The sequence below is a fragment of the Lacrimispora sp. genome (assembly GCF_031982545.1).
GTDB lineage: Bacteria > Bacillota > Clostridia > Lachnospirales > Lachnospiraceae > Lacrimispora.
The window spans coordinates 199,381-212,953 of the sequence record NZ_DALYXB010000009.1 but is presented as its reverse complement, the minus strand read 5'-3'; the positions used below and the strand labels follow the sequence as shown (position 1 = coordinate 212,953).

General features: G+C 39.7%; 13 protein-coding genes. All 13 read left to right on the top strand.

The features are described 5' to 3' along the window. Positions 1-7 precede the first annotated feature (7 nt). Entirely contained in the window at positions 8-742 is a 735-nt protein-coding gene (locus ABS301_RS16615) for a hypothetical protein (protein ID WP_313182734.1), read from the top strand. A gap of 174 nt (positions 743-916) precedes the next feature. Continuing rightward, positions 917-3,016: a DEAD/DEAH box helicase gene (locus tag ABS301_RS16610; protein ID WP_349673293.1), complete on the top strand. Its 2,100-nt coding sequence runs from the start codon at positions 917-919 to the stop codon at positions 3,014-3,016. Next, positions 3,013-3,678, top strand: coding sequence for a DUF2290 domain-containing protein (locus tag ABS301_RS16605; RefSeq protein ID WP_313182737.1), 666 nt, complete (start codon positions 3,013-3,015; stop codon positions 3,676-3,678). Before ABS301_RS16610 ends, ABS301_RS16605 begins: the two co-directional genes overlap by 4 nt. Before the next feature lie 59 nt (positions 3,679-3,737). Next, positions 3,738-4,973 carry a hypothetical protein gene (locus ABS301_RS16600; RefSeq protein WP_313182738.1) on the top strand — a complete coding sequence of 412 codons (1,236 nt, stop codon included), beginning with the start codon at positions 3,738-3,740 and terminating at the stop codon, positions 4,971-4,973. 450 nt (positions 4,974-5,423) lie between these two features. Beyond that, entirely contained in the window at positions 5,424-6,356 is a 933-nt protein-coding gene (locus tag ABS301_RS16595; RefSeq protein ID WP_349673292.1) for a DNA adenine methylase, read from the top strand. 30 nt (positions 6,357-6,386) lie between these two features. Continuing rightward, entirely contained in the window at positions 6,387-6,830 is a 444-nt protein-coding gene (locus ABS301_RS16590) for a hypothetical protein (protein ID WP_349673291.1), read from the top strand. Continuing rightward, on the top strand, positions 6,827-7,111 hold the full coding sequence (locus ABS301_RS16585) for an AbrB family transcriptional regulator (RefSeq protein ID WP_312501481.1): 285 nt from the start codon (positions 6,827-6,829) through the stop codon (positions 7,109-7,111). The genes ABS301_RS16590 and ABS301_RS16585 overlap by 4 nt, the downstream gene beginning before the upstream one ends. A 3-nt stretch (positions 7,112-7,114) precedes the next feature. Continuing rightward, positions 7,115-7,702: a hypothetical protein gene (locus ABS301_RS16580; RefSeq protein ID WP_313182741.1), complete on the top strand. Its 588-nt coding sequence runs from the start codon at positions 7,115-7,117 to the stop codon at positions 7,700-7,702. A gap of 52 nt (positions 7,703-7,754) precedes the next feature. After that, positions 7,755-11,798, top strand: coding sequence for an S-layer homology domain-containing protein (locus ABS301_RS16575; RefSeq protein WP_349673290.1), 4,044 nt, complete (start codon positions 7,755-7,757; stop codon positions 11,796-11,798). A gap of 30 nt (positions 11,799-11,828) precedes the next feature. Further along, on the top strand, positions 11,829-12,389 hold the full coding sequence (locus ABS301_RS16570; protein ID WP_349673289.1) for a YodL domain-containing protein: 561 nt from the start codon (positions 11,829-11,831) through the stop codon (positions 12,387-12,389). 58 nt (positions 12,390-12,447) lie between these two features. Next, positions 12,448-12,813, top strand: a complete 366-nt coding sequence (locus ABS301_RS16565) for a SpoVG family protein (RefSeq protein ID WP_349673288.1) — start codon at positions 12,448-12,450, stop codon at positions 12,811-12,813. Positions 12,814-12,866: 53 nt separating this feature from the next. Continuing rightward, on the top strand, positions 12,867-13,157 hold the full coding sequence (locus ABS301_RS16560; RefSeq protein ID WP_349673287.1) for a DUF6133 family protein: 291 nt from the start codon (positions 12,867-12,869) through the stop codon (positions 13,155-13,157). After that, entirely contained in the window at positions 13,147-13,572 is a 426-nt protein-coding gene (locus ABS301_RS16555) for a prepilin peptidase (RefSeq protein ID WP_349673286.1), read from the top strand. Before ABS301_RS16560 ends, ABS301_RS16555 begins: the two co-directional genes overlap by 11 nt. The last annotated feature ends 1 nt before the right edge of the window (position 13,573 follow it).

The window sequence follows — 13,573 nt, the reverse complement described above, 5'->3', positions numbered from 1 at the left end:
TAGCTATATGAATGGTTTTAATGAAAAAATTGAACTTAAAATACAAGAAACATGTGAGATTAAAATGCGTACATATTTTTCAATTCAACATATTCAGTCAGCAGCGCTTTTTTGCAGGTTAAGTAGTAAATTAGAAAATGAATATATTGGTAAGTTTAATCAAGAGTTAATTACAGAATATAAAGCTTATGTTACTAATTCGATTTTTTCATGTGTATGTTTTCTAGAAGCTAATATTAATGAGATCTTTTGCGATACGGTAGATAATCCGGAGAATATTAAAGGACTATCTAAAGATGAGATACGACTGTTAGCTAATATGTGGAATTTAGATATACCTCGGACAGCATCTTATTCTATATTAGAAAAATATCAGATAGCATTGACCTTACTGGGAAAACCAATAATTAATGAATGTGAATCGCCGTTTCAGAATGTAAAAATACTTATACAGCTACGAAATGCTTTAATGCATTATGAACCAGAATGGTCTATGGGAAAATCAAATAATTGTCATGAAAAAGTAGTACAGAATAAGATGGAGAAAAAGTTAATTGGAAAATTTGAAGTTTCAAAAATATTTATGAATTCGGGTAATCCTTTTTTCCCTGATAAAGTTTTGGGTTGTGGTTGTGCGAAATGGGCAGTGGATAATAGCATAAATTTTGTTGATTTATTTTTAAGTAAACTTGGAATAAAAGCCAATTATGATCATGTAAGAGATAAATTAAGATTATCATAAAAAGCTTATAGAATTTTTTATACCAAACAAGGTGAAGTACCTATGGGATCCATTGTCGATAGAGTCATCATTAATTTGTTATAAAATAAAACAAAGTATACAAATTATAAATATTTTCATATGGTTTTATACTATACTTTAATTAAAAGGAAAATTAATAAAGGAGTCTAAAATATGTTGCATCGTATTGGATCAATTGAAGATGGTGATAAAGAAAGTATCGTTGATCAGATTATTAATGAATTTGATTTAAAATATGTAGACATCGAAGGTGAAGCTTATTTAGGATACCCTATTTATATTGATGAGATAGCTAATAGGAGAATTTGTGTTGATTTAGCACTAGTAACTAGAATTGGAATCTTTATATTTAATATTTTATTAGATGCTGTAACTGACTATTGCCAAATTCAAGATGAAATATATATGAAAGTGAAAGCTAAATTTGAAAAACAACCCTTTTTAGTAAAAAAAAGGGAATTAATTTTTAAATTTTATACTATCACTTATTCAGTTGAAAAAATAAAAATACAAGAAGATAATCTTATAGGATTTTCTGTAAAAAATATTATTGATATTATTGATGAGTACAAAGAAGATTCTGTATTTAGCGATACTAAATATAACAATATACTTTCTGGAATTCAAGAGGCATATGGGATTAATAATAGAATAGAACGAAGTGATGCAGAAAATGGAACAAAAGCTTATTATATCAATCAAATGAATTCATTAATCGAGAAGTATGATGGTAGGCAAATGGAGGCAATTTTAGCTGACACAAGAGGAATCCAAAGAATAAGAGGTATGGCTGGTAGTGGAAAGACTATTGTTTTGGCTAGAAAAGCTGTAGAATTGCATATGGCACATAAAGAATGGACAATAGTTGTAACATATTCTACACGATCATTAAAAAATCAACTTGTTAATCTTATCTCAAAATTTTATGCTGCTAAAAATGATGGCTCTGATTATGATAGAACTAAAATTAGAGTAATGCAAGCATGGGGTTCATCTAATGCTATTGGTGTATATTATGATATATGCTTAAAGCATGGGGTTAGCCCATGGAATTTTACTGAAGCAAAAAATAAATATGGTAAAAATAGGGCTTTTTCTAAAGTATGTGAAATGGCTCTAAAGGAAATTAGTATTTTTAGCAAAATGTATGATTGTATTCTTATTGACGAGGCCCAAGATTTTGATAAAAATTTTATGTCGTTGTGCCTAAAGATATTAGGAGATGAGCAGAGATTAGTATATGCATATGATGAATTACAAAAATTAAATGAAGAAACTATGCCAACACCTATAGAAATATTTGGACAGGATATCTCCAAAGATACTCCATTAACAGTATGCTATCGAAATCAAGGGCCTGCTATAGTTACGGCTCATGCTATAGGGATGGGGTTATATAGGAAAAACGAAGGGTTGTTGCAAATTCCTGGATCAGCTGATGTATGGAATGCAATTGGTTATAGTAGTGACGAGCCTATTCAAGAAGGTAAATCTGCGTTATTGTATAGGACTGAAGAAACTAGTCCAGTCCTCTTAAAAGTTGATTCAAATGAAATTATAGACTTTCTTAGTTATAATAATTTTATAGACTTAAGACTCTCCTTACTAGAGATGTTAAAGAGAGATATTAAAGAAGAGCACTTATTACCAAGTGATATTATGATAATCGATATGGATGGCATTGAGAGTTCTCAAAATAGGGATATTTTGATGAATTTATTATATGCAGATGATGATTATGAGGATGAGTTCATGATACATTCAGCAGGAACTACGAGTCCTGAAGATTTTTTTAGAAAGAATTCAATAGTATATACCAGTATTTTCAGAGCAAAGGGTAATGAAACATTCATGGTATATATTGTAAATGCTCAAAAATGTATTAATTCTTTGACGCCTAGAAGTGACAGAAATGCATTGTTTACCGCTATTACGAGAAGCAAAGGCTGGGTGAGAGTATTAGGATATGGAGATGAAATGAGAACATTATGCGAAGAATTTAATGAGATTAGGAGTAATGAATATAAACTTAAATTTGATAAATATCCTACAAAAGAAGAGCAAAATGAGTTGATTCTAAATAATAAGGATCTTGATGATAGTATTATGAAAACAATAGGTAACACTAGAAATATGATTAAAAAATTGAGAAATGAAGAGAATATTACGGATGCTCGCTTGATAATGGAATTATTGGGCATATCAACTAAAGAAGAATTACTTAGATCACTTAGCGAGGAGGAAGAATATTGAGTACTCCAAGAATAGTTAAAGAGATTATTAGCGATATTAGAGTTACTAAAGAAGAGCTATTAAAGATAGGCATTGTAAAAGAAGCTATAGGCGAATCAGTAACATGCAAAGGACATAATGATTATGCTATTACATGGTCTACAAAGAATGATACAAGCAGTATTATCTATGATAAAGATATTTCAATTGATGAGTTAATAGATGGATTATTGATTAATAATCAATATTCCTTTCTATTATACGATAAGAGTATAATTCAGATTGAATATATGGTTAAAAATAATAAAATTTGTAAGCAAAGGCTGTTGTTTATAAAAAAACATAATAAAATTTGGGATAAGAAATTAATCGATCAATTTGACGAAGGAGACGATGTTTATTATTCTGATTGGTTCAGAGATAATGTTGGAATTCCGACGGTGTTAAGAATTGACTATGATGTTGATGAGCATGTGGAATGTAAACATGCTATATCACATATGACATTATCAAACAATCAATGTTGTAGGATACCTATAAGAGGTTTAGTTTCTTGTACGGAATTTTTAAGATTAATTCTTTTTCATTTTTATGATTTAAATTTTTCAGTCAATAAATTTGATTATGCGACATATACAATAACCAATAAAGAACAAGAAATGTTACATATGTCATGGAAATAATATATGATGTATAAGTTTGATATTATTAGAACTTAAGATTTAAATTGGAGGAAGAACTGATGGAAGAGTTTTCCATTAATAAGCAAGACGAATTAGAACTTGATAATCTTATAGAAAGAAAAAGAGCAGATTTTTTTTCTAAAAAAAACAATAACCATAGATGTATGTATTATAATTGTAATAAAAATGCGATTAATTCACACGCAATATCTCAGAAAATATCCTTGCAATTTATTGCAAAAAAAGGGAAATTAGGATGCTTTAAATCTAATAGGGATATAAAATTGGATAATGGAAAAACCTTTATTTATACAGAATCGGGTATAATTGAAGCATCATCTTTTAAAGGATTTTGTTGTGACCACGATAAAATATTTGATGCATTGGATAATTCATCAATTAAAGAAACTGAAAAAGATATACTATATCAAGTATATAGGAGTATTTGTTTTTCTGTATATAAAACAAAATTTGACAAAGTTCAAAATGAATTAGGTTATCAATTTTTTAAAGATAATAATTATTATACAGAAATAATCAATATTGTTAAGAAAGATATTGAATCTAAACTACAAAGTAAAGAAGAAATGTTATCAGAGAATGTAATGGAAAGTAAATTAGAAGAACTAATTTCCAAAAAAATCAATAAACAAAATGAGGAACATTATATATTATGCGAATATAAAAGTGTAATTGAAAATGAGTTACTCAATAATTATTCTAACAGTGTTAAGGAAAAAGATACAGTAGAAATTACCTGTGATAAATTGTGCATATTGTATAAGCACATTGGGATTCAAATTCCTGTTGCAATGTTAAATCATCACTTCTTGGGAATCAGTAATAATAAAAGCATATTATTATTTACTGTAGTACCATATGGTGACTCAACAGAACTTTATTGGATTTTTGATAAAAAATTATATCATGTATTAAAAAATGAATGGAATAAAATGACTGATAAACTTATAAATATTTTAAATAAAATTGAAGGTAGTATGATGCAATGTGACTATTGGCACATACAGCCGGATATCATAAATTTAATGCCAAGTCAGAGATTGCAATACATAAAAGATGATATTTATTTTAATCTTGAAAGATCTCCATTTGACGAATATGATCTTTCAATATTCGATGATTTACGAAAAGAATTTATAGAGAAAGAAGACGACTCAATAATTGATAAGGAATTAAAAAAATTAGATTGCAATATTCAAAGAAAAGATTTTAAAGAACGTCTAAAAGCACATAACCAAATAGTATTGAAGTTGCAATATAATGATGGTAATTAATTTTCTAGTATATATAGCTGGATTTTACTGGCGTAGAAATGAAGCTTGAAAAAAAGTGTACGGTATGCGGTTTATATTTGCCAGTCTATATACTCATAATAATTTAATTGCGTCTCTTGGTTTCAATGGAAACTGAGAGACGCTCTTTTTTTAACAACCTAATAACAAAATAATTATAAATAGGCGCTGTCTTTGAAAAAAAGATGGTGCCTTTTTTATTTTCAGCGAAAGGAGTGCAAAGCATGAATCAAAATACAAAACCAACAGAAAGAAAAGGTACGGGAGCAACCAGTTTACCCAAACGCTATGGTGTCTCACTGCCACAGGATCTCTCACGCTGTGATGGCTGCCCATACCCCCAAGTCGGTTTCATTTGCTGGAGTCCGGATGGAACCTGTATGAAAACGGATGTTGATGCAATCAACCGTCGCAGCAAAGGTAGGTGAATAAATGAACAGCATTATCAGCTGGGTGGGCGGAAAGAAGGCGTTGCGAGAGTTGATTTATCAGCGAATGCCCAAAGAGTTCGAACGTTACATTGAGGTTTTCGGCGGTGGTGGATGGGTGCTGTTTGGGCGTCCCATGGATACTGCCATGGAGGTGTATAACGATTTCAACTCCGACCTGACAAATTTGTTTAAGTGTGCAAAGGAGCAGACTCTTGACCTGGTTCGGGAGCTGAACTTTTTGCCGCTGAACAGCCGGGATGAATTTAGTGTATTGCGCAGGTATCTCTCAAAGAAGGAATTCACCAGCGAGTATCTTTCAAAGGAGCTGGATCTTGCTGAGCGTCACCTACCTCCACCTGATTATGAGGACATACAGCAGATTCTAACGGAGCAAGCGGTAATGAATGACGTTAAGCGTGCAGCTGCCTTTTTTAAGCTCATTCGCTACAGCTACGGAAGCGGCTGTACCAGCTTCGGCTGTCAGCCTTTCGATATCCGAAAGACCTTCCATCTGCTCTGGCAGGCCAACATTCGTTTAAGGGACACAGTCATTGAAAACAAGGACTTTGAAGATCTCATCCGGCAGTACGACCGGGAGAATGCCTTTATTTACTGTGACCCTCCCTACTATCAGACAGAAGGACATTATGCGGTAGAGTTCAGAAAGGAAGATCACTATCGCTTGCGGGATACGCTGTCAGTCTGTAAGGGTAAGTTTTTGGTCAGTTACAATGACTGCGAATTTATCCGGGAACTGTACCAGGGCTTTCACATTGAAGCAGTCAGCCGTCTTAACAATCTGGCACAGCGCTATGACAACGGAAGTGAATACGCGGAGGTATTCATCTCCAACTATGACACCGGAGAACGGCTGAGAGATAGGCCATTACAAATGAATCTTTTTGATTCTGAACTATTTTTCAATGAGTCTTAACCGGAAAAAAATATAAAGGAGGAACTTATTTTGAAAATTATGAAAACAAAAGCGGCAGTCGACCACCACGGGCTTCTAACTATTCCTGTGATTCCTGCCGGACTTACCCCTGGTGAACAGGTTGAAGTGGTGCTTGCATCCAGGGGAGATGAAGCAGCTTCACTTCTTTTACTTACGCAGGCAGGGATTGAAGTTGCCATACCACTGTGCGCTCTGCCGGAGGAGGATACGCTGGAAGAGAAGGATGAACCAGAGGATGAGGATGGTCTTAATCTTCCAGGAGAGGTGTTGGAGGGGGCGGGGATTTCTGCAGACAGTGATTTGGAAATCATCTGCGGCGATGGTGCTATTGTTATTTTAACCTCGGATATTTTGAACCGTTTGCCGGAGGAACTAGCTGGGCTTTTTCAGGAACTTGGAATTCACCCCGATACTATTCGGGAGGTAATGAGGAAGGAGGGATACTATTTATGAATTCAAAAAAAACATACCGAATTATTGACTGCAAGGGCCGTGTACTGATTCCAAAGGAGATGCGCTCCGCGTCTGGATTGGACTATGGCGATATCGTAAAGATGAATGTCCGCCAGGGTGCGGTCAGTATTCAAAAGGTGGAGCTCATCGAGGTGGGAGACCAGTCCCCGGAAGCGGTGGAAGCCTTCGTCCGTGCAGCCATTAAGCAAATGCCGGACGGCACACGTCTTGGACTGATCGGTGAATTGACTGAGCTTCTTAAGCAGCGGAAGGAGGACTAAGTTATGGAAGAAAATATGCTTTTTACCCCTCTGGATTGCCGGCAGATTGGATATGACTTTTCTATTGCCGGCAAGGTTGTCATTCTTTGCGCATCCTCTCTGCCTGAAAATGATAGAAGTGCGGAGAAACAGCTGTATTTTTGTACCGGAGGCTTCGGCAGCAAGCCCAATCCCAGCGGACGGGCGGTTTTTGCCGTGTCTCTGGAAAACGGGGAGCAAGCACGCTGGAACCGCAGCGATATCATGGGCATTGCAAAGCCAGAAATTATCACAGACCATGCCAGGCTCCAGCTTAGTCAGATACGCCCGGCAGGAGCGCTGGATTTAAAAAGCCATCAACCGCAGTACAGCGGCTATTGTTTTCTGCCAGATGGTCGCTACACCTCCGGCGTATGGCTTTGCAGCCAAAAGGAAATGCAGGAATTTATAGAAATGCAGATGGATTACCAGCATAGAATTATGATCTGCGACCGGAATGACTTCTGCGTATTTGAGATGCAGGAGGGAAAGCTCCTTTATCCGACCCAGGAAATGCTGGAAGCACATCAAAAGGAACAGGAGCAAAATGGCGGTATGGAGTTTAAGCTATGAAGATTACATACTTTAATTGCTTCTATCAAAAAAATGAAAGGAAGGTACTCTCATGACAGATAAAAAAAAGAAGAGGGTCGGCATGCTTGCCATCCTCCTTCTATTCCTGCTGCTTGGCGGCGTTTTTTTTATTTATACCCAGGAGCGTCCGGAATTGTTTATACCGAAGGATGAAATCATTACCCGCGGTGAATTTGCCGCAATTTTAGTACGGGACATTCCGCTGGATACGGCGGATGCAAAAAAGGATACAGCCAGCTTCCCGGATACCCGCGGTCACTGGTCGGAGAAGTATATTGAGGCACTCATCAATGCTGGGATCATTGATCCTGCTGATTATCCAGATGGCTTTAAACCAGATGAACCCGTTACCCGTGCCGAGATTATCAAGATGCTGGTGCGTATCAGCGGAAGGGATGAGGAAGCCAAGAATACCAAAGGCCACAGTGGATATGACGATGACAAGGATATCAAAAATAGTGACAAGGGCTACGTCATTATCGGCAGGGAGGATAACATTATTGGAGATGAGGATGGCGGCAAATTGAAGCCGAATAAACCAATCACCAAGGGGGAAGCAGAGAAAATGATTGATAAGACAAAGCCGCTGCCTATTCCAACCTCTGAAATACCCAAACCAACTCCAGAGCCCACTACGCCTGTTCCAGTGGAGCCAACGCCAATGCCGGTGGAGCCTACGCCAGAGAAGCCTACACCTACACCAAAACCCGGACGGGATTCGGATGACCACGGTGATTGCGGCGGTGGCTCCTGTTTCTATCCAGATACGCAGGTGCGCTTTGAGTTTCCCGTCACCGCTCATACCGATACTGAAATTAAAATCATGCCGGTATGGAAATACATGGAGAGCTTTTCCTGGTCATTGACGAAAACTGCTGCGGATGGCTCCGAACAGCCAATGGAGCTTGCCGGTATCGGCACTCTCGGTCTGGAGGGAGGAACGCTCCAGTTTAAAGAACCAGGGAAATACACCCTGACCGCAGCTGCAAAAAATGTCAGAGGGAAAGAAACTCTGCTGGCTAAAACAGTGACCATTTATCCGACGATTGACCTGACCTTTGCCCTGCCAGAAACGACTCACACAGACAAATCCGTCAAGCTGGCCTACTCTTTGGAAGCACTCTATGGATATGACATTGTGTGGACAGCAGAAAAGGACGGAGAAGCGGTTCAGCCAGCTGATATTCTGGACGGTACTCTCTCTAATGAGGGAGGCAGCTTTGTCTTTAAAAGCAAGGGCACATACACTCTTACTGCCACGATCATAGATAAAATCGGGCGCATCTTTATCCATACAGAAAGAACAAGAGTCTATCCCGTAGCGGAGATTGCATTCACGCTTCCAGAAGCTTCTCACACCGATACCGCCTTGGAAGTTACTGCAGCACATACGAATGTAGATGGATTACCTGTGGTCTGGAGCTTAATGAAAAACGGCGAATCGGCTGAGATCAAAGACGAGCTGGAAGGTTCCCTGACCAATGCGGGTGGAAAGATTCGATTTAAGGACAAGGGCGTGTATCGGATTACCGGAACGCTAACGGATGAAGCCGGCAGAGTCTTTGATGCTGCGCAAACTATTATTATTTACCCGGTAGGCTCCGTAGGTTTTTACCTGCCAGAAATTACGCACACGGACAAGAGTGTTCAGGTAGAAGCTACATTCCAGAATCTTGGGACTTCTGAAATTCAGTGGTCACTGACCCGAAACGGTGAAGACATCACTCTTTCTGATTATATTGAAGGAACGCTGATCGATAAAAACAGTACTGTCCGCTTTAAGAAAAAGGGAGATTATGTTTTAAAAGCTGCCTTTACAGACCCTGCCGGACGCAGCTACAGCTATACCTCACCCATTAAGGTTTATCCGGTTCCAGGTATTACCTACCAGCTGCCGGAAACAGCCCATACGGATACCCCCGTTTCTGTGATTCCCAAAACCATGGATTTGGATGGCTTAACTGTGGAATGGCTGTTAGAGAATAGCTTTGGATTCCAGAATCTTGCGACTTATCTTGATGGTACTCTAACAAATAGCGGCGGCACCATCCGCTTTAAGCACGCCGGAGTTTATGAGCTCATTGCAAGGATCACGGATGAAACCGGCCGTGTCTTTCTTTATGAGGACGGTGGGAAAGTCGAAGTCCTTCCGGTACTGTCTCTTTCTTTCGAACTTCCGGAAGCGACTCATACCGATCGAACTATTGACCTGCGCACCCGCGGTAACAATAACACACTGCCGATAGAATGGACACTTACAAAGGATGGAAATCTTGCGGAGCTTACCAATACGTTGGAGGGCAGCCTGAATGCCTTTGGCGGGAAAATCCGTTTTAAAGAAGTGGGAACTTATACCCTGACAGCTTCTATGACGGACGCATTGGGGCGGATATTTTCCTACAGTACCAGTACTACAGTATATCCAGTTCCTACGATTACACTAAATGTACCTTTCATCTGGTATACAGGTGAAGCCGGAACAGTCACCGTCAGCGGTACGGACCTGGAGAAGCTCACTGCCAGCTGGAAGATTATTCATGACGAAGGAGGCTTGGAGCCTTATGAAATCTACGCTTCCGGAACCCTTACCAGAATGGGCGGTACAATTACATTCCCTGCAAAGGGGAACTATCAGCTGATTTTGACAATGACAGACCCTGCCGGTCGTACCTACGAAAGAACCCAAAGCTTTACTGTATACCCAATCCCTGATATGAACATAAGTATTCCAGCATTGACCTACAGCGGAGATTCTATGGCGGTCAATACCACAGGTTCCGAGCTGGATAATATGAGTATAACATGGCTCCTTTCAGTGGATGACGGGGTAGCAAAGCCCTATACCCAGCATGCTGATGGCTCTCTTTCTGCGGATGGCGGAAATCTGCGTATCTCTACAGACAAAACAATAGCTGTAAAGCTGGTGGCAGAGGTAACTGATTCCAACAGTCGGAAATTCACCTTTACTTCCAATACCGGAACCATCAAGCCCATTGCCAGCTTCCCGTTTACAGTTCCATCTAACGTTCACATTGGTTCCGGTTTTCAAGTATTCCTGCCGTCAGCTACCGGACTGGACGGTAGAATCCTTTCGTGGTCATTAACAAAAGGGGGCAGTACTGCCAGCTATACTGGAAACCTATCTAACAACGGAGGTAATATTTCTATCAATGTCACAGGAAGCTATGTCCTGACTGCCAGCACTACCGACAGCATGGGCCGAACCTTCAGCTATTCCCAGAGCTTTGCGGTCACTAATAATGCGCCGAATAAGCCTATAGGATATGCCTCAGTCTATAGAACTGCTCGGAACGGTAAGCTGTTGGTAAACATTACTGCATCAGCTGCAGATCCGGATGGAGATGCAGTAACGCTGGAATACTCCGGTAACACTGCTGACAGCTATTATTCCGTGGGTACCCATACTGTTAGGGTACGTGCAAAAGATGCATGGGGGTGGTATTCCGACTGGACGGATATTACCTTTACCGTAACTAATTCTGCACCCAGCACTCCAGTCATTACCCGTACACCAAACGGAAACAGTATAGCCCCTGGTGTTCCTGTCACCATTACTGCTTACAGCACAGATCCGGATGGTGATGCCATTACCTACATTTGGGAGGGACGCCCTTCTGAAACCAGCACAACATATCCGCTGGGAAAAAATGTGGTACGGGTAAAAGCAGTAGATTCCACCGGAGCCGAATCCTCCTGGGCAGCCATAGTATTCTTTGTAGCTGACCCAAACCGCGGTGGCGGCATGACCCTGACCGGTCCGGAGTCAGTAATTGTGGAGCAGGGTATTTCCGGTGCAACCATCACCAACTATACCTTTACTGTGCCGCCGGTATCCGGACATTCCGGCAATGACTATGGCCGTGTCCGAGGCTACAACACCCTCACCGGACAGTGGGATCAGCTGGATTACGGAACCACCACAAACGGCATCACCTTCAGCCGTTCCATCTCGCCCGGCATCTACAGTCAGCTGGAGTTTTACTACTACACAAATCACAATTGCATGTATAACAAGAGTAATATTACATACAGCGTAGAGTTTTACTTCCAGTAAGGGTGAATGAATCTGAAGGGAGGGATTTTCATGAGCAACATTCAAATTAGAAGCAACCGTATTCTCTATTACGGCAACATAGCTGGTTACCTCTCAAGAGAAAAAGCTGTGGTAGATACCATGTTTCAGACCGATGAGCTGGAGTTCTATCTTACAGAAAAGAGAGGACTGGAGGTGGACTGGAAGCCCGGCACCTTTGAGAGACTGGCGGCAGGAACCATTGATCCGGAGGGCAACAAAGCATTGCTCAAACGCTGCCGTGTGTGGCAGCTTGCACCCGAAGTAGATATTATGATGAAATTCATTAGCTATGAAACGCTCACAAGCCGCTTCGGGGAGCCGGACTCTGCCAGCTATCAGGTAGTGTATGACGGCGAGGTGGAGACTAATGATTTGGAAGCACTCTATACGAAATTTAATATCGACCACCCACCCGGCTACAAGGGACATAGCCTTTCTATGTCCGATGTGTTGGAGTTATACGATGAAAATGGCTGTGCATTTTACTACTGTGATACCTGTGGTTTCAAAGAAATTTCTTTTCAGGAGCCGCAACAGGAGCAAGGTCAGGAACCGCAAATGAATTTATAATTACAAGCATTGCAGTTGAAAGGCTGCATTTTTTATTCTAGAACAAGGAGGAACTCAAATGGATTCACAGACAACACCTATGAAAATAGACGTGAAGATCGGCTCTATTCACCCGGACGGTAATGTTCGCGCCTATGCATCCGTTAATCTGAATGACTGCTTTGCCATTCGCAACATAAAAATTGTTGACAGTACTAAGGGCCTGTTCATTGCAATGCCAAGTTATAAGGCAGGGAATGGCGAATACAAGGACATCTGTTTTCCGGTTACAAAAGAATTTCGGGAACAACTAAATCAGGCAGTTTTCCAGGCTTATGATCTTGTTCTAACACAAAATCATGAACAAAACCAGCGGAAAGCCGAGATGCCTACTTCGGATCAAATGCCAGAACAGAATACTGGCATACAAATGGCAGGGCTTTGAGGTTCAACATTTTATCATCTGTTATTAAATAATTATTTTGGAGGGAAATTGTCATGAGAAATCTATTAAATAAGGTAAGATACAAAATGTCAGGTATTTCTGCAACTATTGAAAGTAAGCTGGTATCCCTATTTGATAAATCAAAAAATACTCTGACTGTTTCAAACGCATGGAAGCTTCTTAGCTCCCAGCGTGGGGAAGGTTTTGTGGATACTGCTATTAAGATTCTAATTTCTGTAGTCATTGGTGCGTTGGTGTTGTCGGGACTCTATGCCCTGTTTGGAGAAACGGTACTCCCGACTTTGAAAGAGCGCATTGTAGATATGTTCAACTATGGTAAGTGATTGGCCGCATCTGCTGCAGGGCGGCTTTTTTATTGCTTTACTGGTTGCAGCTACCATATGGGATGCAAAAAAACAAATCATTCCTGACGTGATTTGTCTTGGAATTGCTCTGACCGGGCTTTTGGACTTTACATCGGAAAAATTGTTTGGACTGTTAACCGCTGCAGTGTTTCTGTTTCTCGCGCTTTTCCTGGGTGGTTTATTCGGCGGCGATATTAAATTTTCGGCCGCAGTGGGTCTGGTATTAGGCTTTCAAAAGAGTATGACCGGTATGATTTTAGGGCTGATTCTGATGCTGACATTCCATATGATACATACTCTGATTTTAAAACGGGACAGGAAGGATATAAAAAAATCATATCCTCTTGCCCCTTTTCTTTCAATTGGCTGCCTTGCAGCTTATTTTTTATGTTAGG

Excerpts from the sequence above, each read along its gene's own strand:
- ABS301_RS16615 (WP_313182734.1), top strand. The coding sequence starts at position 8 with ATGAATGGTTTTAATGAAAAAATTGAACTTAAAATACAAGAAACATGT.
- ABS301_RS16610 (WP_349673293.1), top strand. The coding sequence starts at position 917 with ATGTTGCATCGTATTGGATCAATTGAAGATGGTGATAAAGAAAGTATC.
- ABS301_RS16600 (WP_313182738.1), top strand. The coding sequence starts at position 3,738 with ATGGAAGAGTTTTCCATTAATAAGCAAGACGAATTAGAACTTGATAAT.
- ABS301_RS16595 (WP_349673292.1), top strand. The coding sequence starts at position 5,424 with ATGAACAGCATTATCAGCTGGGTGGGCGGAAAGAAGGCGTTGCGAGAG.
- ABS301_RS16585 (WP_312501481.1), top strand. The coding sequence starts at position 6,827 with ATGAATTCAAAAAAAACATACCGAATTATTGACTGCAAGGGCCGTGTA.
- ABS301_RS16580 (WP_313182741.1), top strand. The coding sequence starts at position 7,115 with ATGGAAGAAAATATGCTTTTTACCCCTCTGGATTGCCGGCAGATTGGA.
- ABS301_RS16575 (WP_349673290.1), top strand. The coding sequence starts at position 7,755 with ATGACAGATAAAAAAAAGAAGAGGGTCGGCATGCTTGCCATCCTCCTT.
- ABS301_RS16570 (WP_349673289.1), top strand. The coding sequence starts at position 11,829 with ATGAGCAACATTCAAATTAGAAGCAACCGTATTCTCTATTACGGCAAC.
- ABS301_RS16565 (WP_349673288.1), top strand. The coding sequence starts at position 12,448 with ATGGATTCACAGACAACACCTATGAAAATAGACGTGAAGATCGGCTCT.
- ABS301_RS16560 (WP_349673287.1), top strand. The coding sequence starts at position 12,867 with ATGAGAAATCTATTAAATAAGGTAAGATACAAAATGTCAGGTATTTCT.
- ABS301_RS16555 (WP_349673286.1), top strand. The coding sequence starts at position 13,147 with ATGGTAAGTGATTGGCCGCATCTGCTGCAGGGCGGCTTTTTTATTGCT.